17 protein-coding genes are annotated in these 22,089 nt (G+C 69.9%); 14 read left to right on the top strand and 3 right to left on the bottom strand.

All coding sequences use genetic code 11. The annotated features are described in order from the left end of the window. The first annotated feature begins 312 nt into the window (after positions 1–312). The gene (locus tag DA1_RS21010; RefSeq protein ID WP_034395939.1) at positions 313–2,319 is read left to right on the top strand and encodes a peptidase U32 family protein; all 2,007 of its coding nucleotides are present in this window, start codon (positions 313–315) and stop codon (positions 2,317–2,319) included. On the opposite strand, the gene DA1_RS21005 is transcribed toward DA1_RS21010, so the two are convergent. Then, positions 2,283–2,564: a hypothetical protein gene (locus tag DA1_RS21005; protein ID WP_012206611.1), complete on the bottom strand. Its 282-nt coding sequence runs from the start codon at positions 2,562–2,564 to the stop codon at positions 2,283–2,285. The genes DA1_RS21010 and DA1_RS21005 overlap by 37 nt on opposite strands. A gap of 10 nt (positions 2,565–2,574) precedes the next feature. Continuing rightward, the gene (locus DA1_RS21000) at positions 2,575–4,917 is read right to left on the bottom strand and encodes an FdhF/YdeP family oxidoreductase (protein WP_034395942.1); all 2,343 of its coding nucleotides are present in this window, start codon (positions 4,915–4,917) and stop codon (positions 2,575–2,577) included. Positions 4,918–5,045: 128 nt separating this feature from the next. Here DA1_RS21000 and DA1_RS20995 point away from each other — a divergent pair, with 128 nt between their 5' ends. After that, on the top strand, positions 5,046–5,504 hold the full coding sequence (locus DA1_RS20995; RefSeq protein ID WP_034395945.1) for a GNAT family N-acetyltransferase: 459 nt from the start codon (positions 5,046–5,048) through the stop codon (positions 5,502–5,504). A gap of 12 nt (positions 5,505–5,516) precedes the next feature. Here the strand turns inward: DA1_RS20995 and DA1_RS20990 are convergent, their stop codons facing one another. Continuing rightward, a complete protein-coding gene (locus DA1_RS20990) occupies positions 5,517–8,291 on the bottom strand; it encodes a winged helix-turn-helix domain-containing protein (protein ID WP_034395948.1) in 2,775 nt (924 codons plus the stop codon). A gap of 181 nt (positions 8,292–8,472) precedes the next feature. On the opposite strand from DA1_RS20990, the gene DA1_RS20985 reads away from it, so the two are divergent. The 12 genes from DA1_RS20985 (at position 8,473) to DA1_RS20930 (ending at position 22,015) form a co-directional block, all read left to right on the top strand. Further along, complete coding sequence (locus DA1_RS20985; RefSeq protein WP_034395951.1) at positions 8,473–9,255, top strand: SDR family NAD(P)-dependent oxidoreductase; 783 nt, start codon at positions 8,473–8,475, stop codon at positions 9,253–9,255. Positions 9,256–9,388: 133 nt separating this feature from the next. Beyond that, positions 9,389–10,561 (top strand): acetyl-CoA C-acetyltransferase, encoded by a 1,173-nt coding sequence (locus DA1_RS20980; RefSeq protein ID WP_034395954.1) that lies wholly within the window; start codon positions 9,389–9,391, stop codon positions 10,559–10,561. Between the two features lie 69 nt (positions 10,562–10,630). Further along, positions 10,631–11,455: an ABC transporter ATP-binding protein gene (locus DA1_RS20975; protein ID WP_034395956.1), complete on the top strand. Its 825-nt coding sequence runs from the start codon at positions 10,631–10,633 to the stop codon at positions 11,453–11,455. After that, positions 11,439–12,164: an ABC transporter ATP-binding protein gene (locus tag DA1_RS20970; protein ID WP_034395959.1), complete on the top strand. Its 726-nt coding sequence runs from the start codon at positions 11,439–11,441 to the stop codon at positions 12,162–12,164. Before DA1_RS20975 ends, DA1_RS20970 begins: the two co-directional genes overlap by 17 nt. Before the next feature lie 5 nt (positions 12,165–12,169). Further along, positions 12,170–13,042, top strand: a complete 873-nt coding sequence (locus DA1_RS20965) for a branched-chain amino acid ABC transporter permease (RefSeq protein WP_012206619.1) — start codon at positions 12,170–12,172, stop codon at positions 13,040–13,042. Between the two features lie 177 nt (positions 13,043–13,219). Beyond that, positions 13,220–14,257, top strand: a complete 1,038-nt coding sequence (locus DA1_RS20960; RefSeq protein ID WP_034398831.1) for a branched-chain amino acid ABC transporter permease — start codon at positions 13,220–13,222, stop codon at positions 14,255–14,257. Positions 14,258–14,286: 29 nt separating this feature from the next. Then, a complete protein-coding gene (locus DA1_RS20955; RefSeq protein ID WP_034395962.1) occupies positions 14,287–15,144 on the top strand; it encodes an enoyl-CoA hydratase-related protein in 858 nt (285 codons plus the stop codon). A 130-nt stretch (positions 15,145–15,274) separates the two neighbouring features. Continuing rightward, positions 15,275–16,483, top strand: coding sequence for an ABC transporter substrate-binding protein (locus DA1_RS20950; RefSeq protein WP_034395965.1), 1,209 nt, complete (start codon positions 15,275–15,277; stop codon positions 16,481–16,483). Between the two features lie 35 nt (positions 16,484–16,518). Continuing rightward, positions 16,519–18,174, top strand: coding sequence for a long-chain-fatty-acid--CoA ligase (locus tag DA1_RS20945; protein WP_012206623.1), 1,656 nt, complete (start codon positions 16,519–16,521; stop codon positions 18,172–18,174). Positions 18,175–18,186: 12 nt separating this feature from the next. After that, positions 18,187–19,269 (top strand): CaiB/BaiF CoA transferase family protein, encoded by a 1,083-nt coding sequence (locus tag DA1_RS20940; RefSeq protein WP_012206624.1) that lies wholly within the window; start codon positions 18,187–18,189, stop codon positions 19,267–19,269. Positions 19,270–19,278: 9 nt separating this feature from the next. Beyond that, complete coding sequence (locus tag DA1_RS20935; protein WP_034395967.1) at positions 19,279–20,841, top strand: long-chain-fatty-acid--CoA ligase; 1,563 nt, start codon at positions 19,279–19,281, stop codon at positions 20,839–20,841. Positions 20,842–20,866: 25 nt separating this feature from the next. Further along, complete coding sequence (locus DA1_RS20930; RefSeq protein ID WP_034395970.1) at positions 20,867–22,015, top strand: acyl-CoA dehydrogenase family protein; 1,149 nt, start codon at positions 20,867–20,869, stop codon at positions 22,013–22,015. Positions 22,016–22,089 lie beyond the last annotated feature (74 nt).

Raw genomic sequence — 22,089 nt, 5'->3', positions numbered from 1 at the left:
TAAAGGATAGGCAAAAACCGGCGCCGCCCGCCAGGGCATCGGGCGCATACCCCCTGGCGCGCGTTTTTTCGGTGCTGCGGCGATAATGCTGCGCCTCACCGCAAGCGGGCTGCGAGGTTTTCGTCGCCGGACCGCCCCAAGAGTGGGGGCCTTTTTTTGTCGCCGGGCCGCCCCAAGACAAAAAGCGGCCCCCTTGGGGGGCAGCGGACCTTGCGCAGCAAGGGTAGCGTGGGGGCCAGTTTCCCCCGCATTGCGCCCGACGCCCGGCCCCCATGCCGGTGCGGGTACGAACACAGAACACCACAAAGCCCCATGTCCCTCCTGCCCCACCAGCTCGAACTCCTGTCACCCGCGCGCGATGCCGACATCGGCATCGAGGCCGTGAACCATGGCGCCGACGCCGTCTACATCGGCGGCCCGGCCTTCGGCGCACGCGCCACGGCAGGCAACGACATCCGCGACCTGCAGCGGCTGATCAACCACGCGCACCGCTTCGGCAGCCGCATCTTCATCACGCTCAACACCATCCTGCGCGACGATGAACTGGAGGCCGCCCGCAAGATGGCCTGGCAGATCTACGAGGCCGGTGCCGACGCGCTGATCATCCAGGACATGGGCCTGCTGGAGCTGGACCTGCCGCCCATCCAGCTGCACGCCAGCACCCAGACCGACATCCGCACGCCCGAGAAGGCGCGCTTCCTGCAGGACGCCGGCCTGTCGCAGATCGTCGTTGCGCGCGAGCTGGACCTGCAGCAGATCGCCGCCGTGCGCGCGGCCACCGACCCGGCGCGCACCACCATCGAATTCTTCGTGCACGGCGCGCTGTGCGTGGCCTACTCGGGCCAGTGCTACATCACCCACGCCCACACGGGCCGCAGCGCCAACCGCGGCGACTGCAACCAGGCCTGCCGCCTGCCCTACGAGGTGCTGGACGCGAGCGGCCGCATCATCGCCCACGAAAAGCACGTGCTGTCCATGAAGGACAACAACCAGAGCGACAACCTGCGCGCCCTGATCGACGCCGGCGTGCGCAGCTTCAAGATCGAGGGCCGCTACAAGGACATGGGCTACGTGAAGAACATCACGGCCCACTACCGCAAGCTGCTGGACGAAATCATCGAGGAGCGCGAGTTCTCCGACACGCCCCTGGCGCGCTCGTCCTCGGGCAGCACCACGTTCAGCTTCACGCCCGACCCCGACCAGAACTTCAACCGCGAGTTCACCGACTACTTCGTCAACGGCCGCAAGGACGACATCGGCGCCTTCGACACGCCCAAGACGCCGGGCCGCGCCATCGGCTGGGTCACCAAGGTGGGCGAGAACTTCGTGGAGATCGAGACATCGAGCCGCGACACCGAACTGCACAACGGCGACGGCCTGTGCTACTACGACCTGCAAAAGGAACTGGTGGGCCTGCAGATCAACCGCGCCGAGTCGGTGGATGCGAAGAAGTCGCTGTGGCGCCTGTTCCCCAAGGACCCCATCGCCGGCTTCAAGGACCTGCGCAAGGGCCTGGAGGTCAACCGCAACCGCGACATGGCCTGGGTGCGCACGCTGGACAAGAAGTCCAGCGACCGCCGCATCGGCCTGTGGGCCGAACTCAAGGAAACGCCCGACGGCTTTGCGCTCACGCTGACCGACGAGGACGGCTTCACCGCCACCGCCGCCATCGTGCAGGAACACCAGGCCGCCACCGACGCAGCCCGTGCCGAGGCCACGCTGCGCGAGCAGCTGGGCCGCTTCGGCGCCACCATCTTCTCCGTGCATGACATCGGCCTGCAGCTGAGCCAGCCCTGGTTCGTGCCGGCCTCGGCCCTGAACCAGCTGCGCCGCGACGCCGTCGCCGCGCTGGAGGCCGCGCGCCAGGCCGGCTTCGTGCGCCTGCCGCGCGCCATGCCCGTGGAGCCGCCCGTGCCCTTCCCCGAGGACACGCTGACCTATCTGGCCAACGTCTACAACCAGAAGGCGCACGACTTCTACATCAAGCACGGCGTCAAGGTCATGGACGCGGCCTACGAGAGCAAGGAAGAAGAAGGCGAAGTCAGCCTGATGATCACCAAGCATTGCGTGCGCTTTTCCATGAGCCTGTGCCCCAAGCAGGCCAAGGGCGTCATCGGCGTCAAGGGCACGATCAAGGCCGAGCCGCTGCAGCTGATCAACGGCAAGGAAAAACTCACGCTGCGCTTCGACTGCAAGCCCTGCGAAATGCACGTGGTCGGCAAGATGAAGCGCGCGGTGATCAACCAGCACGCCAAGGAAATGCAGGAGTTTCCGATGCAGTTCTACCGCACGCGTCCCGTGCCTTCGGCCAGCGCCTGACAGGCCTCGGCCTCCACCCACAAGCGCCCGCGCTCCGTCAGGGCCGCCAGCCACCGCCCCTCTTCCTGCTCCAGCCTGACCCAGCCCGGCCCCGGTGTGCCGGCAATGGGCGCATCGCCCATCAGCGCCAGGCAGCGCATGAGCACGCTGGCGCCCTGCCCCAGTCGCTTGCCCAGCCTGGGCAGGGACATGGGTGCGGGCTCGGTGGCCAATTCGCGCAGGATGGCGGCGGCCAGTTCTTCCATGCCTTGCACTTCAGGCCGCCATTTCTTCCTGCGCGGGAGACGGCACGGCAGGCAGCCTGTGCGCCACCAGCTGCACGGGAATGGACTTGGAGCTGGGCGTGCCCGCCACGATGGCCGTGGCCGACAGCGGCACCAGCGGATTGGTCTCTGGATAGTAGGCAGCGATGCAGCCGCGCGGAATGTCGTAGGCCACGAGCTTGAAGCGCTCGGCGCTGCGCTGCTGGCCGTCATCCCACACCGTCTGCAGGTCCACCCAGTCGCCATCCTTCATACCCAGGGCGCGGATGTCCTCGGCATGGATGAAGACCACGCGGCGCTGTCCGAAGACGCCGCGGTAGCGGTCGTCCATGCCGTAGATGGTGGTGTTGTACTGGTCGTGCGAGCGCGTGGTGAACAGCGTGAACACCGGCGATGCGCCGGGGCTGCGCGCGGCGCGTGCGCGGTGCACGGGCGTGTCGCGCGGCACGGCGTGCACGAAGAAGCCGGCCTTGCCCCGGGGCGTCTCCCAGATGCGCTCGCTCGCCGCATTGCGCAGCTTGAAGCCGCCCGGCACGGCCACGCGCGCGTTGAAGTCGTGGAAGTCGTCGAAGACCTGTTCGATCAGCTCGCGTATGCGCGCATAGTCGCCAGCCAGCTCCAGCCAGGGCACGGGCCGCTGCGCGCCCAGCGTGGCGGCGGCCAGGCGCGCAACGATGGCGATCTCGCTGAGCAGGTGCTCCGACGCAGGCGGGTTGATGCCGCTGGAGATATGGACCATGCCCATGGAGTCCTCCACCGTCACGCCCTGCGGGCCGCCGGCCTGCATGTCGATCTCGGTGCGGCCCAGGCAGGGCAGGATCAGCGCCTCGCGGCCGTGCACCAGGTGGCTGCGGTTGAGCTTGGTGGTCACATGCACGGTCAGGTCGCAGCGGCGCAGCGCCTGCCAGGTGGCATGCGTGTCGGGCGTGGCCGCCGCGAAGTTGCCGCCCAGCGCGAAGAAGACCTTGCCCCGGCCCTCGAGCATGAGGCGGATGGACTCGACCACGTCCACGCCGTTGGCACGCGGCGGCTCGAAGCCGAAGACCTGCTGCAGCCGGTCCAGCAGCGCGGCCGGCGGCTTCTCCCAGATGCCCATGCTGCGGTCGCCCTGCACATTGCTGTGGCCGCGCACCGGGCAGGCGCCCGCACCCGGGCGGCCGATGTTGCCGCGCAGCAGCAGCAGGTTGACCAGCATCTGCACGGCGGCCACCGAATGCATGTGCTGCGTGATGCCCATGCCCCAGCAGACGATGGTGCTGCGGGCGGCAATGTAGACCTCGGCCGCCGTCTGCATCTGCGCGCGGCTCAGGCCGGACTCGGCCTCGAGCAGGCCCCAGTCCTCGGCACGCAGGTCCTCGGCCAGGGCCTCGAAGCCGGTCGTGTGTTCGGCGATGAAGGCATGGTCCAGCACGCCGCCGCACCCGTGCCCCAGTGCATCGTCCTGCGCGATCACATGCTTCATGATGCCCTTGACGGCCGCGATGTCGCCGCCCACGCGCAGCTGGAAGTAGTGCGTGCTGATGGGCGTGGCGCCCAGGGTGGCCATCTCCAGCTTGCTTTGCGGATCCTGGAAGCGCTCCAGCCCGCGCTCGCGCAGCGGGTTGAAGCTCAGGATGCGCGCGCCGCGCTTGTGGGCTGCGCGCAGCTCGCCCAGCATGCGCGGGTGGTTGGTGCCGGGGTTCTGGCCGAAGATGAAGATGGCATCGGCCTGCTCGAAATCGGCCAGCTGCACCGTGCCCTTGCCCACGCCGATCTGCGGCTTCATGCCGCTGCCGCTGGGCTCGTGGCACATGTTGGAGCAGTCGGGAAAATTGTTCGTGCCGTAGGTGCGCACGAACAGCTGGTACAGGAAGGCCGCTTCGTTGCTGGCGCGGCCCGAGGTGTAGAAGATGGCCTGGTTCGGGTCGGGCAGCGCGTTCAGGTGGCGGGCGATCAGTGCAAAGGCGTCGTCCCAGGCGATGGGCCGGTAGCGGTCGCTGGCCGCGTCATACACCATGGGCTCGGTGAGCCGGCCCTGGTCCTCCAGCCAGAAATCGCTTTGCGCCATGAGCTCGGCCACCGTGTGCCGGGCAAAGAACTCGGGGGTCACGCGGCGCGCCGTGGCCTCGGCCGCCACGGCCTTGGCGCCGTTCTCGCAGAACTCGAAGGTGGAATGGTGGTTGCGGTCGGGCCAGGCGCAGCCCGGGCAGTCGAAGCCGTCGGGCTGGTTGGCCGACAGCAGCGTCTTGGCGCCCTTGACGGCGATATCCTGGCGCATCAGGGCCTGGCTCACGCTGCGCAATGCACCCCAGCCGCCAGCGGCCCCCTTGTAAAACTCGATCTTTTGTTCGGACATGGGCCGGAAGTGTTCCGCCTGTCCATGATCCAGGTCAAATCACATCTCCAAATGGAGAGATTCAGCAAAGATATGAGCACGGCATCCTTGCCCTGCGCCATGCTGGCAACCTCAGCCCCGGACCACCGATGAACTCAACAGCCATACACACCGCCATCCCCGAAGACGCCGCGCTGATCGCGCCGCTGTTCGATGCCTACCGCCAGTTCTACGAGCAACCTGCGGATGCCGACGCGGCGCTGGCCTTCATCACGGCGCGGCTGGAGCGCGGCGAATCCGTGATCCTGCTGGCCCGCCGACCGGACGGCAGCGCCCTGGGCTTTTGCCAGCTCTATCCCTCGTTCTGCTCCGTGCTGGCCGCGCCCATCTACGTGCTCTACGACCTCTTCGTGTTGCCCGATGCGCGCCGCCTGGGCGTGGGCCGCGCCCTGCTGCAGGCGGCCGAAGCCCATGCCCGCGCCACGGGCCATGCACGCATGGACCTGACCACGGCCCGCAACAACCTGCGCGCCCAGGCGCTGTACGAGTCGCTGGGCTGGGTGCGTGACGAAGTGTTCCTGACCTATGCGCGCCATCTGCAGGCTTGAGCCGCCAGCGGCCTAGCGCAAAACCCGCAGCTCCCGCGCCAGCGCCACGGCCTGGGTGCGGCTGCGCGCGCCCAGCTTGAGGTTGATGCTGCGCAGGTGGGTGCGCACCGTGCTGTCGGAGACGAAGAGCTTCTCGGCCATGGCCGCATTGGAGTAGCCCGAGGCCAGCAGCTCCAGCACGCGCAGCTCCTTGCGGGTCAGGGGCTCGGCAAGCACGGTGGCGGGCGCCGGGCCCTGGGGCGCATCCGCTGCCTGCAGCTCGGGGGGATCGGCGGACTCGGCAGGCTCGCCCAGGGCAGACAGCAGCCGCTGTGCATGGGCGGCAGCCTCCGGCTCCGCCGGTTCCGTGCGGCGCGATAGTGAAAGCGGCAGTGAAGGCGACAGTGAGGGCGACAGCACGCGCTGCAGCACGGGCGCGAGCAGCGGCCCCTCATCGAGCATCAGGCGCACAAAGCCTTCGCTGGCACCGTGGCGCAGCGGCTGGGCCAGCATGGCGGCTGCGGCGTCCAAGTCGCCGCAGCCCGCCTCGGCCAGCGCGCACAGCACCTGCAGCTTGAGGCTGCGGTGGCGGCGCCCGCGCAGTTGCGCATCGGCCAGCAAGGGGGCGATGGCATCGCGCACGGCACGGCAGTCGCCAAAGTGCAGACCCCAGCGCAGCCGGGCGATGGCGATGTCCTCCACCTCGTGCGGCGGCAGGCGCAGGCGTTCCACGCGCGGCCATACGCCGGGATCGTCAGCACGCTCCAGCGCCTCGGACGCGGCGGCCCGGTTGCCCTGCAGCACGAAGATGCGCGCATGCTCCAGCCGCGCGCTGGCCGTCACGCGGGGCAGCTGGCGTTCATGCCCCAGGTACTCCAGTTCGGTCAGCAGGCCGAAGGCCGCATCCACATCGCCACGCACGAAGGCAATGCGCGCACGCATGCGGTAGCTGGAGATCACATGGTCGGGCAGGCCCACGTCGCGGGCCAGCGGCAGGTAGACGTTGAGCAGGTGGTCGGCGCCATCGAGGTCGTTGGTCTCGTAGAGCACGCCGGCATGCAGCACGCCGGCCCAGGCATTGCCGTTGGTGGGGTTGTAGGAGGCGCTGCGCGGCGTGGCGGCCAGCGCCACGCGAAAGCGCGATGCCGCCTGCCGCAGCCGCCCGCCCGACAGGTCCAGCACGCCCTCCATGGCCTCGGTGTACATGCGGCTGAACAGGCTGCCGGCCTGGGTGCTGCGCGCCGCGTCCAGCAGGCGGTGGGCCTCCTCGGCATCGCCCAGCACCGACACCACGTAGGCCATGGCATTGGTCAGCGAGCTGTCCGCAAACGGCCGGCAGCTGGGCAGGCAGGCCAGCGCCTGGCGGCCCAGGGGCGCCGCCTCTTCCACGCGGTCCATCATGGCCAGCAGCAGCGGCTGCAGGGCCATGACCAGCGCCTGCGCGGCGGGGTCTGCGGCCATGCGGGGCCGCAAGGCGTCCAGCCGCTGCTGCGCCTGCCAGGGGCCGCGCGTGAAGCAGTCGGCATAGGCGGCCACGGCCTGCAGCAGCGGCTCGCGCGCCATCAGCGGCGCCGGCATGGCCGAGAACCAGCGCGACAGCAGGCGCATGCGGCCCTGCTCCATCAGCGCCTCGGCATGGCGCGCCAGCAGGGACAGGGCATGCGGCAGGTCGCCGCCTTCCAGCGCATGCTCGATGGCGGGCACGGGCCGGCCGCAGGATTCGTACCAGCCGCTGGCCGCCAGGTGAAGGCGCGTCAATTCACCGGGCTGCTCGCGCAGCAGCTGCGCGCGCAGGAAGTCGGCAAACATGCTGTGGTAGCGCCAGCTGTGCCCGCCCTGGCCACCCTGCGCCTCGTCGGCCAGCGGCACCAGGAACAGGTGGGCCTGCTCCAGCGCCTGCAGCATGGCGGCGCCGTCGGCGCGCGGCACCAGGGCCTGGCAAACCTGGGCGTCCAGCGTGCGCAGGATGCTGGTGCGCAGCAGGAAGTCGCGCACGGACGCGGGCTGCTGGGCCAGCACATCCTCGGCCAGGTAGTCGGCCACGGCGCGCTCCGAGCCCGAGAAGCGCTCGATGAAATCGCTGTGCGGACCATGGCGCTCCAGCGCCAGCGAGGCCAGCCACAGCGCGCCTATCCAGCCTTCGGTCTTGTCCAGCAGCCGCGCCAGGGCCTCGCGCGGCAGCGGGCAGCCGCGCAGGCGAAAGAACTCCTCGGCCTCGCCCACGGAAAAGCGCAGCAGCGCCGCATCGATCTCCAGCAACTGGCCGCTGGTGCGCAGCCGCCCCAGTCCCAGGGCCGGCAGCGCGCGCGAGCCTATGACCAGGCGCCCGCGCTCGGGCAGCTGCTCCATGAGCTGGCGCACCAGGCCGAGCACGGCATCGTTGTGCAGCACCTCGAAATCATCGATGAACAGCGCAAAGGAGCGGCCCTCGCCGGCCAGCGCATGCAGGGCCTGGGACAACTCGCCGGCGCCTTGCGACGGCCCCACCCCCAGGGTGCGCACGGCCGCGCCCAGGCACTGCAGAAAGCGCGAGACATCGTTGTCGGCGGCATCCAGCGTCAGCCAGGCCGTGGCCTGGCCCTCGGCCTGCAGGCGCTCGCGCATCTGGCGCATGGCCGTGGTCTTGCCGAAGCCGGCCGGCGCGCGCACCAGCACCACGCGGGCGCGCAAGGCCTCCGGCCAGCGCGCGGCAACGGCCAGCCGGGCCACCTGGGCGGCAGCGGCGCGCGGCGGGCTCAGCTTGGCCTGCGGCACGTAGCCGGAACCCGGACCGGGGCCGGAGGAAGGGGTGGGCGCTGGGGGCTGCATGCAGGCAGGGGCACTGTGAAGGGGTGAGGCACCGGGCACTTTCGTCGGTTTCGACGATGGCGGCAAGACGGGGCGATTCCTAGACTTGAAGGCAGATCATAGGTGGCGAACCGCCCCCTGTCCCGATCCAAGGCGACAGGCAACGGCGTGCCGCCAACGCACCAACCAAGGAGACCTTCACATGCAGCTTGACGCAAGCATCAGCGCCGTCGTCACGGGCGGGGCATCGGGCCTGGGCGCGGCCACCGCGCGCCGCCTGGCCGCAAAAGGCGTGCGCGTCGCCCTGTTCGACCTCAACGAGACGGCCGGGCAGGCGCTGGCGCGCGAGACAGGCGGCCTGTTCTGCCGCGTGGACGTGACCGACGAGGCCAGCGTGGACGCGGGCTTTGCCCAGGCGCGCGCGGCCCACGGGCAGGAGCGCATCCTGGTCAACTGCGCGGGCACGGGCAATGCCGTCAAGACGGCCAGCCGCGACAAGGCCACGGGCGAGATCCGGCACCTGCCCGTGGCCAATTTCGACCGCATCATCCAGATCAACCTGGTGGGCACCTTCCGCTGCATCGCCAAGTCGGCCGCGGGCATGCTCACGCTGGAGCCGCTGGCCGACGGCGAGCGCGGCGCCATCGTCAACACCGCCTCGGTGGCGGCGCAGGACGGGCAGATGGGCCAGGCCAGCTACTCGGCCAGCAAGGCCGGCATCACGGGCATGACCCTGCCCATCGCGCGCGACCTCATGGGCGAGGGCATCCGCGTGAACACCATCCTGCCCGGCATCTTCGACACGCCGCTGCTGCAGGGTGCGCCCGACAACGTGAAGGCGGCACTGGCCGCCTCCGTGCCCTTCCCCAAGCGGCTGGGCCAGCCCGACGAATACGCCCACCTGGCCGAGACCATGATCACCAACGGCTACTTCAACGGCGAATGCGTGCGCCTGGACGGCGCCATCCGCATGGCGCCGCGTTAGGCGTACAGCCCAGGCCTCACGGCAGGCACCGTCCCCGCGTTTTCCCTGGCCGGAATCGTCGCTTGCGACGATGCCCGGCCCGCGCCGGCCGGGCCACCATCCCCCCAGGAATACAGGAACAGGAGACATATCCATGGCACAGGCATACATCGTCGCCGCCACGCGCACGGCGGGCGGCAAGCGCGGCGGAAAGCTCTCGGGCTGGCATCCGGCCGATCTCGCGGCCCAGGTGCTGGACGAGCTGGTGCGCCGCAGCCAGGCCGACCCGGCCCAGGTCGAGGACGTGATCATGGGCTGCGTCAGCCAGGTCGGCCAGCAGGCGACGAACGTGGCGCGCAACGCGGTGCTGGCCTCGTCCCTGCCCGAGTCCGTGCCGGGCACCACGGTGGACCGGCAGTGCGGCTCTTCCCAGCAGGCCCTGCATTTCGCGGCCCAGGCCGTGATGTCGGGCAGCATGGACATGGTGATCGCCGCTGGCGTGGAGAGCATGTCGCGCGTGCCCATGGGCACGCCCAACGCCCTGCCCGCCAAGGCCGGCCTGGGCGTGTACATGAGCCCAGCCATGCAGCAGCGCTACCCGGGCGTGGAGTTCAGCCAATTCATGGGCGCCGAGATGATGGCCGGCAAGTACGGCCTGACCAAGGACCAGCTGGACGCCTATGCGCTGCAAAGCCATGAGCGCGCCGTGCAGGCCGCGCGCGAGGGCCGCTTCGACCGCGAGATCCTGGCCGTGCAGGCGCGCAGCGCCGAAGGCGAAGGCCAGCCGCACACGGTGGATGAAGGCATACGCTTCAACGCCACGCTGGAAGGCATTGCCGGCGTCAAGACCATCCGCGAAGGCGGCTGCGTGACGGCGGCCACGGCCAGCCAGATCTGCGATGGCGCCAGCGGCGTCATGGTGGTCAGCGAGCGCGGCCTCAAGGCCCTGGGCGTGCAGCCGCTGGCGCGCATCCACCACATGAGCCTGCTGGGGCATGACCCCGTGATCATGCTGGAGGCCCCCATCCCAGCCACCCAGGCCGCGCTGAAGAAGGCCGGCATGCGCATCTCCGACATCGACCTGTACGAAGTCAACGAGGCCTTTGCCCCCGTGCCGCTGGCCTGGCTGCAGGCCACGGGCGCCGATCCGGCGCGGCTCAACGTCAACGGCGGCGCCATTGCGCTGGGCCATCCGCTGGGCGCCTCGGGCACCAAGCTCATGGCCACGCTGGTCCACGCCCTGCATGCGCGCGGCGGGCGCTACGGCCTGCAGACCATGTGCGAGGGCGGCGGCATGGCCAACGTCACCATCATCGAGCGCCTGTAGGCGCCGCCATGCCACGGTGCGACCGGCGCGGGCCGCGCCGGTCGCCCACCATCGGGGGGAGGGAAAGCCATGAGCCAGGACTCGCAGCCCCTGCTGCGCATCGAAGGCGTTTCGCTGCGCTTTGGCGGCATCGTCGCGCTGGACGGCGTGAGTTTCGATGTTGCGGCAGGCCAGATCTGCGGCCTCATCGGCCCCAACGGCGCAGGCAAGAGCAGCCTGTTCAACTGCCTGTCTCGGCTGTATGCCTGGCAGGCCGGCCACATCCGCTTTCGCGGCCAGCCGCTGGACACGCTGGCGCGCCACCGCATGGCCGCGCTGGGCATGGGCCGCACCTTCCAGAACCTGGCCCTGTTTTCCAGCATGACGGTGGCCGACAACGTGCGCCTGGGCACGCACAGCCACCAGCACGCCGGCTTTGTGCGCGACGCCCTGCGCCTGCCCGGCGTGCGCCGGCGCGAGGAAGAAGCCCGCGCCCAGGCGCAATCGCTGATGGCCCTGCTGGAGCTGACGGGCGTGGCAGAGCGCCGCGTGGCCGACCTGCCCTTCGGCACGCAAAAGCGCGTGGAGCTGGCGCGCGCCCTGGCCTGCCGCCCGCAGTTGCTGCTGCTGGACGAGCCGGCCTGCGGCCTCAACCATGAGGAGCTGGCCGGCCTGGGCGACCTGATCCTGTCGCTGCGCGACCGGCTGGGGCTGACCGTGCTGCTGGTGGAGCACCACATGGGCCTGGTCATGCGCGTGAGCGACAAGGTCGTGGCGCTGAACTTCGGCCGCAAGATCGCCGAGGGCACGCCGGGCGAGGTTCGCGCCCATGCCGAAGTCATCCGCGCCTACCTGGGTTCGGACATGCAGCCGCAGGACCAGGACAGGGAGGTGGCGCATGCCGGCACTGCTTGAAATCCGCGGACTGCATGCGGCCTACGGGTCGGTGCGCGTGCTGGACGGCATCGACATGGACCTGGCCGAAGGCCGCGTCACGGCCCTGCTGGGCGCCAATGGCGCGGGCAAGACCACCACGCTGCGCGCCATCTGCCGCCACCTGGTGGACACACGCGGTGAGGTGCGCCTGGCCGGCGAACGCATAGACCGGCACAGCACCGAGCGCATCGCGCGCCAGGGCGTGGGCCATGTGCCCGACGGGCGCGGCACCTTCGCCCAGCTCAGCGCCGAGGACAACCTGCGCCTGGGGGCGCAGGCCCGGCCCACGCGTGCGGCCCGTGCCGACGTGGGCAGCGATATGGAGCGCATGTTCGGCTACTTCCCCCGCCTGCGCGAGCGCCGCACCCAGCAGGCCGGCACGCTGTCGGGCGGCGAGCAGCAGATGCTGGCCATTGCCCGTGCCCTCATGGGCCGCCCGCGCCTGCTGCTACTTGACGAGCCCTCCTTCGGGCTGGCGCCGCTGGTGGTGCGCGACATCTTCGGCATCCTGCGGCGCATCAACGCCGAGCAGGGCACGACCATCCTGCTGGTGGAGCAGAACGCGCGCCTGGCGCTGGAGCTGGCGCACAGCGCCTACCTGCTGGAGACCGGCCGCATCGTGCTGCACGGTCCCAGCGAAGCCATGCGCCGCAACGACGCGGTGCGCCAGGCCTATCTCGGGGAGTAGCGGCCATGGACGCCTTCATCCACCAATTGCTGGCCGGCCTGGCCACGGGCGGCATCTACGCCACCGTGGCGCTGGCCCTGGTCATGATCTACCAGGCCACGCACCACATCAATTTCGCGCAGGGCGAGATGGCCATGTTCTCCACCTTCATCGCCTGGGCGCTGCTGCAGGCGGGGCTGCCGTACTGGTGGGCCTTCCTGGCCACGGTGGCGCTGTCCTTCGTGCTGGGCGCGGCCGTGGAGTTCGCCATCATCCGCCCCATGCACAAGGCGGCGGACCTGGCCCAGGTGGTGGTCTTCATCGGCCTGCTGATCGTCTTCCACAGCCTGGCCGGCTGGATCTTCGGCTACACCATCAAGGAGTTCCCCAGCCCGTTCCCGGCCGACGCCTGGTATGGCAGCGCCCTGATGTCGGCCCATGAGGTGGGCACCATCTTCGTGGCGCTGGCCATCGTGGCCCTGCTGTTTGCCTTCTTCCGGCTCACGCCGCTGGGGCTGGCCATGCGCGCGGCCGCTCAGAACCCGGCCTCCTCGCGCCTGGTGGGCATCTCCGTGGGGCGCATGCTGATGCTGGGCTGGGGCCTGGCCGGCGCCATCGGCGCGGTGGCCGGGATGATGGTGGCGCCCGTGGTCTTCCTCGATCCGCACATGATGAGCGGCGTGCTGCTGTATGCCTTTGCGGGCGCGCTGCTGGGCGGCATCGACAGCCCCGCGGGCGCCGTGCTGGGCGGCTTCATCGTGGGCGTGCTTGAAAACCTCGTGGGCAGCTACGTGGTCGGCACCGAACTCAAGCTTTCTGTGGCCCTGGTGCTGATCGTGGGCGTGCTCATCGTGCGGCCGGCCGGGCTGATGGGCCGCAAAGTCGTCAGGAGGGTTTGAACAATGCCCCCCCTGAGCGGCGGACGCCGCTTCCCGTTGCACGGCGCCCCCTCTCTCGCTACGCAGGAGGGGGACGACACCCTCGCGGCGGGGCGGCGCGGCCGGCGTAGGCCCTTGCTCGGTTTCCCTCGCTTTTGGGCCACGCCAGTTTTGTGCCAAACGCCCTGGAGAACAATGATGTCCACACGATCCGCCTCCTCGTCTGACGCACTGGTCGCCGCCACCAGCGCGCGCCGCCCCCTGCCCCTGGGCACGGTACTGATCGCGACGCTGGCGCTGGCGGCCTGCTCGCTGGTCTTCGTGGCCAAGGGCTACCAGCTGTTCCAGGCCACCATGGTGCTGGCCTATGCCGTGGCCCTGGTGGGGCTGAACATCCTCACGGGCTACAGCGGCCAGATCTCGCTGGGCCATGGCGCCTTCTTCGCCATAGGCGCCTATGCGGCCGGCATCCTGATGGACCGCGCGGGCCTGGCCTACTGGCTGGCCGTGCCTGCAGCGGGCCTGGTGAGCCTGGCGGCGGGCTACCTGTTCGGGCGGCCCGCGCTCAGGTTGGAAGGGCTGTACCTGGCGCTGGCCACCTTTGCGCTGGGCGTGGCCATGCCCCAGCTGCTCAAGTACCGCCACCTGGAGGCCTGGACCGGCGGCGTGGGCGGCATCGTGCTGACCAAGCCCGAGGCGCCCTGGGGCCTGCCGCTGGATGCCGACCAGTGGTTCTACCTCTATGCATTGGCCGTGGCGGCGCTGCTGTTCTGGATGGCGCGCAACCTCATAGACAGCGGCAGCGGCCTGGCGCTGCGCGCCATCCGCGACCACGCCATGGCGGCCGAGGCCATGGGTGTGGACAACGCGCACTGCAAGTCCATGGCCTTTGCGATTTCGGCCGGCTACACGGGCGTGGGCGGCGCGCTGTCGGCCATTGCCGTGCAGTTCGTGGCGCCCGACTCCTTCACCATGTTCCTGTCCATTTCGCTGCTGGTGGGCGTGGTGGTGGGCGGCGTGGGAACGCTGTGGGGCGCGCTGTTCGGCGCCCTGTTCATCATGTTCATCCCGGGGCTGGCCGAGCAGGTCTCCAAGGCCGCGCCCTGGGCCGTCTACGGCACCGTGCTCATCGTCTTCATGTTTGCCATGCCCGGCGGCGTGATGGGCCTGCTGCACCGACTGGGCCGGCCGGGCCGGCCGGGCCGTCGCCTGCCCCGGCAGCGGCCGCGCACCTGACTTTCCATCCCCACCCACAGGAGTCCCCCATGAATTCCAGTCCGGCCGTCCGCATGGAACGCCACGGCAACAACGGCGACAGCGGCGAGATCGCCCTCATCGTCCTCCAGGACAGCGCCCGCATGAATCCGCTGGGCAGGCCCTTGCAGCTGCGGCTGCGCGAACTGCTAGCCGAGGTGCGCGAGGACACCACCCTACGCGCCCTGGTGCTCACCGCCGAGGGCCGGGGTTTTTGCGTGGGCGCGGACCTGTCGTCCATGGGCGGCGCACAAGGCGGGGCACAAGGCGGGGCCCAGGCCGATGGCCGCACGCTGGGCGCGCAGACGGCCGACAACATGCAGCAGCTGTCCAACCGCCTCATCCTGGACCTGCAGCAGTTGCCCGTGCCCGTGGTCTGCGCCATCAACGGCGCGGCAGCCGGGGCCGGCGTGGGCCTGGCCCTGGCCGGCGACGTGGCGCTGGCGGCGCGCTCGGCCTACTTCTACCTGCCTTTCCTGCCGCGCCTGGGCATCGTGCCGGACCTGGGCACCACCTGGTTCATCGAGCGCCGGCTGGGCCGTGCGCGCGCCCTGGGCCTGTCCCTGCTGGGCGACAGGCTTGGCGCGCAGCAGGCCGCCGACTGGGGCCTGGTCTGGGCCTGCGTGGACGACGAGGCCCTGCGCGAGCAGGCCCTGGCCACGGCCGCACGCCTGGCGCGGCTGCCGGCCGGTGCCGTGCTGGAAGCCCGCCGCGCGCTGGACCACGCAGCCGCTTCCACGCTGGAGCAGCAGCTTCACTACGAGGCTGAACGCCAGCGCGAGCTGGTGGGCGCGCCGGCCTTCATGGAGGGCGTGCAGGCCTTCATGCAAAAGCGCGAACCCGTCTTCGCGCCACGCCAGCCGGGCTGACCGCCGCACCTTGCTGCGCCCGCACATGCATTCGTCGGAATCGACGATGGGCGCGCGCCGGGCCGGTTCCTACCATGGACCGGCCACCACAAGAAAAGCGGGCACGGCGCCCGCAAGCCAGGAGACAACCATGCGCAACACCATCGCCCGGGGCCCCTGGGCCCTGATCGCCTGCCTGGCGCTGGCCCTGCCGGCCATCACCCAGGCGCCAGCCCAGGCCCAGAAGAAGTACGACACCGGCGCCAGCGACACCGAGATCCGCATCGGCAACTTCGTGCCCTACTCGGGCCCGGTGTCGGCCTACGGCACCATCGGCAAGGCCCATGCGGCCTACTTCGCCAAGATCAATGCCGAAGGCGGCATCAACGGCCGCAAGATCACCTACCTCTCCGCCGACGACGCCTACAACCCCGCCCAGAGCGTGGAGCAGACGCGCAAGCTGGTCGAGCGCGACGGCGTGCTGCTGATGTTCGGCGCGCTGGGCACCTCGCACAACCAGGCCGTGCATCGCTACATGAACCAGCGCAAGGTGCCCCAGCTGTTCGTCTCCACGGGCGCCACGCGCTGGGGCGATCCGAAGAACTTCCCCTGGACCATGGGCTGGCAGCCCACCTACCAGCTCGAAGGCCGCACCTTCGCCCAGCACATCCTGGCCACGCGGCCCCAGGCCAAGGTGGCCGTCCTGATGCAGAACGACGACTTCGGCAAGGACTACCTCAAGGGCGTGCTCGACGGCTTTGGCGAGCAGGCCAAGCAGCGCATCGTCGTGCAGCAGACCTACGAGGTCGGCGACCCCACGGTGGACAGCCAGATGGTGGCGCTCAAGGGCTCGGGGGCGGACACCTTCATCAACATCAGCACGCCCAAGTTCGCGGCCCAGTCCATACGCAAGGCCGCCGACATCGGCTGGAAGCCTGCGCACTACCTGGTCAGCGTCTCGCTGTCCATCAGCTCGGTGCTCAAGCCCGCGGGCCTGGACAACGCACGCGGCGTGATGACGGCCAGCTACCTGCGCGAGCCCTCGGACCCCACCAACCAGGGCACGCCCGAGCTGGCGGGCTACCTGGCCTTCATGAAGCAGTTCTACCCGGCCGGCGACCCCAACGATTCGCTCAACGTCATCGGCTACTCACAGGCCCAGACCCTGGTACAGGTGCTCAGGCAGGCCGGCGACGAGCTCACGCGCGCCAACATCATGAAGCAGGCCGCCAGCCTGAAGATGGACCTGCCCATGCTCTACCCGGGCATCAGCCTGCAGACCGGTGCGGACGATTTCTTCCCCATCAAGAAGATGCAGCTCGTGCGCTTCGACGGCAGCCGCTACGCGCCCGTGCAATGACCCCGGCCTTCAGGACAACGACAGGAGACACCCCCATGCCCGCCTTGCAAGGACTGATGCAGGACCGCCCGCTCATGATCTCGTCGCTGATCGAGCATGCGGCGCGCTTTCACCCGCACACCGAGATCGTCTCGCGCCTGCCGGAAACACGGGACGGTGGCCTGCACCGCACCGACTGGGCCGGCATGCGCCGCGCCTCCTGCCAGGTGGCCAACGCCCTGCAGTCGCTGGGCGTGCAGCCCGGCGAACGCGTGGGCACGCTGGCCTGGAACAGCTGGCGCCACCTGGCGCTGTACTTCGGCGTCTCGGGCAGCGGCGCGGTGCTGCACACCATCAACCCGCGCCTGTTTCCCGAGCAGATCGAATACATCGCCAACCATGCCGAGGACCGGGTGCTGTTCTTCGACGTGACCTTCGCGCCGCTGGTGGAAAAGCTCGCACCGCATCTGAAGACCGTCACCACCTATGTCTGCATGAGTTCGCGCGAGCACATGCCCGCGCTGGACCTGCCCGACCTGCACTGCTGGGACGAACTGGTGGGCAACCAGAGCGAGGACTTCGACTGGCCCGAGTTCGACGAGCGCACGGCCTCGTCGCTGTGCTACACCTCGGGCACCACGGGCCACCCCAAGGGCGTGCTGTACTCGCACCGCTCCACCGTGCTGCACACGCTGATGGAGCTGGCGCCCGACACCTTCGGCCTGAACGCGAGCGAGACCGTGATGCTCATCGTGCCCATGTTCCATGCCAACGCCTGGGGCACGCCCTATGCGGCGGCCATGGCCGGTGCCCGGCTGGTGCTGCCCGGCCCCCACCTGGACGGCCAGAGCGTCTACGAGCTCATGCGCGACGAGAAGGTCACCTTCTCGCAGGGCGTGCCCACCGTGTGGCTGATGCTGTTCCAGTACCTGGATGCGCATCCCGACATCGACCCGCGCGCGCTGGGCGTCAAGAGCATAGGCATCGGCGGCGCGGCCGTGCCGCGCGCCATGCTGGAGCGCTTCGAGAACCAGTTCGGCGCCCAGGTCGTGCAGGGCTGGGGCATGACCGAGACCAGCCCCATCGGCGTGGTCAGCAAGCTGCTGCCCCGGCACGACGCGCTGTCGGGCGAGGAGCTGGTCAAGGTCAAGCTCAAGCAGGGACGCGGCGTCTGGGGCGTGGACCTCAAGATCGTGGACGACGACGGCCGGCCCCAGCCCTGGGACGGCCAGGCCCGGGGACACCTGCGCGTGCGCGGCCCCTGGATCGCCAGCGGCTACTTCAAGGGCGAAGGCGGCTCGCCCGTCGATGAGGAAGGCTTCTTCACCACGGGCGACGTGGCCACCATCGATGCCGACGGCTTCCTGCAGCTGGTGGACCGCGCCAAGGACGTGATCAAGTCGGGCGGCGAGTGGATTTCCTCCATCGACGTGGAGAACGCCGCCATGGGCCATCCCGGCGTGGCCGAGGCCGCCATCATCGGCGTGGCCCATCCCAAGTGGCAGGAGCGGCCGCTGCTGCTGGTGGTGCCGCGCGCAGGCCACAGCGTCAGCCGCGAGTCCATGCTCGACTTCCTGTCCACGCGCATCGCCAAATGGTGGCTGCCCGACGATGTGCTGCAGGTAGCCGAGCTGCCGCACACAGCCACCGGCAAGCTGCTGAAAACGAAGTTGCGCGAGCAGTACAAGAACCATCCACTGCCCACAGCCTGAAAGGAGACCTCCATGCCAGGACCGCTTGAAGGCGTGCGCGTTGTCGAGTTCGCGGGCCTGGGCCCGGGGCCGTTCTGCGCCATGCTGCTGGCCGACATGGGTGCCGAGGTGCTGCGCATCGCGCGGCCCGGCACGCCGGTCGATGCACAGGACATCACCACGCGCAGCCGCAGCCAGGTCGAGATCGACCTGCGCGGCGAGGAAGGCCAGGCCTCGGCCCTGGCGCTGATCGCACGCGCCGATCTGCTGATCGAGGGCTTTCGGCCCGGCGTGATGGAGCGCCTGGGCCTGGGGCCCGAGCCCTGCCTGGCGCGCAACCCGCGCCTGGTCTACGGCCGCATGACGGGCTGGGGCCAGCACGGTCCGCTGGCGCATGCGGCGGGGCACGACATCAACTACATCGCCATCTCCGGCGCGCTGCACGCCATCGGCCGCGCGGGCGAGGCGCCCGTGCCGCCGCTCAACTACGTGGGCGACTTCGGCGGCGGCGGCATGCTGCTGGCCGTGGGCCTGCTGGCCGCCCTGCACGAGGCCGGGCGCAGCGGCCGGGGCCAGGTCATCGATGCGGCCATGACCGATGGCACGGCCCTGCTGTCGGCCTTCATGTACGGCTTCAAGGCCAAGGGCCAGTGGAGCAACCAGCGCGGCGAGAACCTGCTGGACGGCGGCGCGCACTTCTATGACACCTATGCCTGCGCCGACGGCAAATACATCGCCATAGGCGCCATCGAGCCGCAGTTCTACGCCGAGCTGCGCCAGCGCTGCGGCATACAGGACCCGCTGTTCGACGCGCAACTGGACGCCGCACGCTGGCCCCTGCTCAAGCTGCGCCTGGCCGATGTGTTCCGCACGCGCACGCGCCAGCAGTGGTGCGAGCTGCTGGAAGGCAGCGATGCCTGCTTCGCCCCCGTGCTCGACTGGGACGAGGCGCCCCAGCACGCCCACAACCGCGCGCGCGCCACGTTCACCGAGGCCGGTGGCGTGCTCCAGCCCGCGCCGGCGCCGCGCTTTTCGCGCAGCGTGCCCGAGCAGCCCCGCCCCCCGCGCGCCGCCAGCCTGCAAGACACGCTGGCCGCGTGGAACGCCCGCTCCTGAGGAAACCCCATGCCCATGTATCTCACCCAGGCCATCCGCAAGGGCCGCCGCGAAAGGGCCGGCGCCACGGCGGCCATCTGCGGCGCAGAGCAGGCCAGCTGGTCGCAGCTTGCGCAGCGCATCGAACGCTGTGCCGGCCTGCTGCGGGCGCTGGACGTGGCGCCCGGCGACCGCGTCGGCATGATGGGCCTGAACTCCATCCGCTACCTTGAATACTTCTATGGCTGCTGGTGGGCAGGCGCCGCGGTCAACCCCGTCAACATCCGCTGGAGCGCGCACGAGGTGGCCTACTCGCTGGACGACTGCGACACGCGCGTGCTCTTCGTGGACGATGCCTTCGCGCCCCTGGTGCCCCGGCTGCGCGAGCTGTCCTCCAGCCTGCGCACCGTGGTGTTCTGCGGCACGGGCGCCGCGCCCGAAGGCGCGCTGCACTACGAGCAATTGCTGGCCGCCGCCACGCCCTGCGCCGACGCGCTGCGCAGCGGCAACGACCTGGCTGCCGTCATGTACACAGGCGGCACCACGGGCCGGCCCAAGGGGGTGATGCTCAGCCACGACAACCTGTTCATCAACGCCCTGTCCAATGCCAGCAACGTGCCGCGCCAGCATGTGAAGGTGGGCATGGTGGTCACGCCCATGTTCCATGTGGCCGGCTGCGGCCTGGCCCTGCTCATGGCCCAGCGCCTGGTGCCCCAGGTCATCGTGCCGGCCTTCGACGAGCTGGCCATCCTGGACGGCATCCAGCAGCACGGCGTGAACGAGCTGTTCCTGGTGCCCACCATGATCCGCCGGCTGATCGAGCATCCGCGCCTGGCGGAGTTCGACCTGTCCAGCCTGCGCCTCATGCTCTATGGCGCGGCGCCCATAGACGCCAGCCTGCTGGAGCGCGCCATGCAGGCGCTGCCCGGCGCCGACTTCGCCCAGGCCTACGGCATGACCGAGCTGTCGCCCACCATCGTGTCCATGGGCCCGGCCGAGCACCGTCCCGGCCCGCAGCGCGAGCGCCTGCTGCGCGCGGCCGGCCGGCCCGTGACCATTGCCGAGGTGCGCATCGTCGATGGCGAGGGCCGCGAGCTGCCTGCCGGCGAGGTGGGCGAGATCACGGCACGCGGCCCCATGGTCATGCAGGGCTACTGGAACAGGCCCGCCGAGACGGCCGCCGCGCTCAAGGACGGCTGGATGCACACGGGCGACATGGGCCGGCTGGATGCCGACGGCTACCTCTTCGTCGTGGACCGGCTCAAGGACATGATCGTCAGCGGCGGCGAGAACGTGTACTCGGCCGAGGTCGAGAACGCCATCGCCCAGCTGCCCCAGGTCGCCATGTGCGCCGTCATCGGCGTGCCTGACGAACGCTGGGGCGAGCGCGTGCACGCCGTGATCGTCGCGCGCGAGGGCCAGCCGCTGACCGAGGCCGAGGTCATCGCCCACTGCCGCGAACGCATCGCGGGCTACAAGTGCCCGCGCTCGGTGGAGTTCCGCGCCGAGCTGCCGCTGTCGGCCGCCGGCAAGCTGCAGAAATTCCAACTGCGCGAACCCTATTGGCAGGGCCGCGAACGGCGCATCAACTGAACCCCTCAATCCACCGGTCCAAGCCATGCCACTGCAACTGACACGCTCCTGGAGCACCCCCGAGCTGGAAAGCCTGCGCGCCACCGCCGTGCGCTTTCTGGAAACCGAAATGCAGCCGCAGGACGAGGCCGCACGCCAGCGCGGCAACGTGGGCCATGCCATCTGGCGCCGCGCCGGCGAGCTGGGCCTGCTGTGCACCGACATCCCCGAGGACTACGGCGGCGGCGGCGGCGACTTCCGCCACGAGGCCGTGATCCACGAGGAGATGGCGCGCCGTGCCCTCTCGGGCATGAGCAACTCCGTGCATTCCATCGTGGCCCACTACCTGCTCAACCACGGCACCGAGGCGCAAAAGCGCAAGTACCTGCCCGCCATGGCGCGCGGCGAGCTGGTGGGCGCCATCGCCATGACCGAGCCCGGCGCGGGCTCGGACCTGCAGGGCGTGCGCACGCGCGCAGAACTCAGGGACGGCCGCTACCGCATCAACGGCAGCAAGACCTTCATCACCAACGGCCTGCTGGCCGGCCTGATCCTCGTGGTCTGCAAGACCGACCCGGCCCAGGGCGCGCGCGGCACCTCCATCCTCATCGTGGAGACGAAGGACTGCGCGGGCTTTCGCGTGGGCCGCGTGCTCGACAAGATGGGCATGAAGGCCCAGGACACCTCGGAGCTTTTCTTTGATGACGTGACCGTGCCGCAGGACGCGCTGCTGGGCGGGCGCGAAGGCCAGGGCTTCTACCAGCTCATGGGCGACCTGCCCTACGAGCGGCTGATCATCGGCCTGGCCGCCCTGGCCTGCATGGAAGGCGCCTACGAGGCCACGCTGGCCTATGTGCGCGAGCGCCGCGCCTTCGGCCAGGCCATTGCCGACATGCAGAACACCCGGTTCAAGCTCGCCGAGGTGGCAACCACCCTCACCGTGGGCCGCGCCTTCATCGACCGCTGCGTGGAGCAACTGGTGGCCGGCACGCTGGACACGGCCACGGCCTCCATGGCCAAGCTGTGGGGCTCGGAAGCGCAGGGCCGGGTGCTCGACGAACTCGTGCAACTGCATGGCGGCTATGGCTACATGAACGAATACATGGTCACCCGCATGTACGCCGATGCGCGCGTGCAGCGCATCTACGGCGGCACCAGCGAAATCATGAAGGAAGTGATCGCTCGCGCGCTCTGACGCTCTGATCCCCTGGCGGCGCCAAGCGCTGCCGCAGTTCCCCTATCCCTTCCCCGGCAGCACAGGAGACAGCA

The sequence above is a fragment of the Delftia acidovorans NBRC 14950 genome (assembly GCF_001598795.1).
GTDB classification, from domain to species: Bacteria; Pseudomonadota; Gammaproteobacteria; order Burkholderiales; family Burkholderiaceae_C; genus Comamonas; species Comamonas acidovorans.
The sequence above is the reverse complement of the archived record's forward strand: the minus strand, read 5'-3'. Positions and strand labels throughout refer to the sequence as shown.

Coding starts and splice junctions, on each gene's coding strand:
- DA1_RS21010 (WP_034395939.1), top strand. CDS start 313: ATGTCCCTCCTGCCCCACCAGCTCGAACTCCTGTCACCCGCGCGCGAT.
- DA1_RS21005 (WP_012206611.1), bottom strand. CDS start 2,564: ATGGAAGAACTGGCCGCCGCCATCCTGCGCGAATTGGCCACCGAGCCC.
- DA1_RS21000 (WP_034395942.1), bottom strand. CDS start 4,917: ATGTCCGAACAAAAGATCGAGTTTTACAAGGGGGCCGCTGGCGGCTGG.
- DA1_RS20995 (WP_034395945.1), top strand. CDS start 5,046: ATGAACTCAACAGCCATACACACCGCCATCCCCGAAGACGCCGCGCTG.
- DA1_RS20990 (WP_034395948.1), bottom strand. CDS start 8,291: ATGCAGCCCCCAGCGCCCACCCCTTCCTCCGGCCCCGGTCCGGGTTCC.
- DA1_RS20985 (WP_034395951.1), top strand. CDS start 8,473: ATGCAGCTTGACGCAAGCATCAGCGCCGTCGTCACGGGCGGGGCATCG.
- DA1_RS20980 (WP_034395954.1), top strand. CDS start 9,389: ATGGCACAGGCATACATCGTCGCCGCCACGCGCACGGCGGGCGGCAAG.
- DA1_RS20975 (WP_034395956.1), top strand. CDS start 10,631: ATGAGCCAGGACTCGCAGCCCCTGCTGCGCATCGAAGGCGTTTCGCTG.
- DA1_RS20970 (WP_034395959.1), top strand. CDS start 11,439: ATGCCGGCACTGCTTGAAATCCGCGGACTGCATGCGGCCTACGGGTCG.
- DA1_RS20965 (WP_012206619.1), top strand. CDS start 12,170: ATGGACGCCTTCATCCACCAATTGCTGGCCGGCCTGGCCACGGGCGGC.
- DA1_RS20960 (WP_034398831.1), top strand. CDS start 13,220: ATGTCCACACGATCCGCCTCCTCGTCTGACGCACTGGTCGCCGCCACC.
- DA1_RS20955 (WP_034395962.1), top strand. CDS start 14,287: ATGAATTCCAGTCCGGCCGTCCGCATGGAACGCCACGGCAACAACGGC.
- DA1_RS20950 (WP_034395965.1), top strand. CDS start 15,275: ATGCGCAACACCATCGCCCGGGGCCCCTGGGCCCTGATCGCCTGCCTG.
- DA1_RS20945 (WP_012206623.1), top strand. CDS start 16,519: ATGCCCGCCTTGCAAGGACTGATGCAGGACCGCCCGCTCATGATCTCG.
- DA1_RS20940 (WP_012206624.1), top strand. CDS start 18,187: ATGCCAGGACCGCTTGAAGGCGTGCGCGTTGTCGAGTTCGCGGGCCTG.
- DA1_RS20935 (WP_034395967.1), top strand. CDS start 19,279: ATGCCCATGTATCTCACCCAGGCCATCCGCAAGGGCCGCCGCGAAAGG.
- DA1_RS20930 (WP_034395970.1), top strand. CDS start 20,867: ATGCCACTGCAACTGACACGCTCCTGGAGCACCCCCGAGCTGGAAAGC.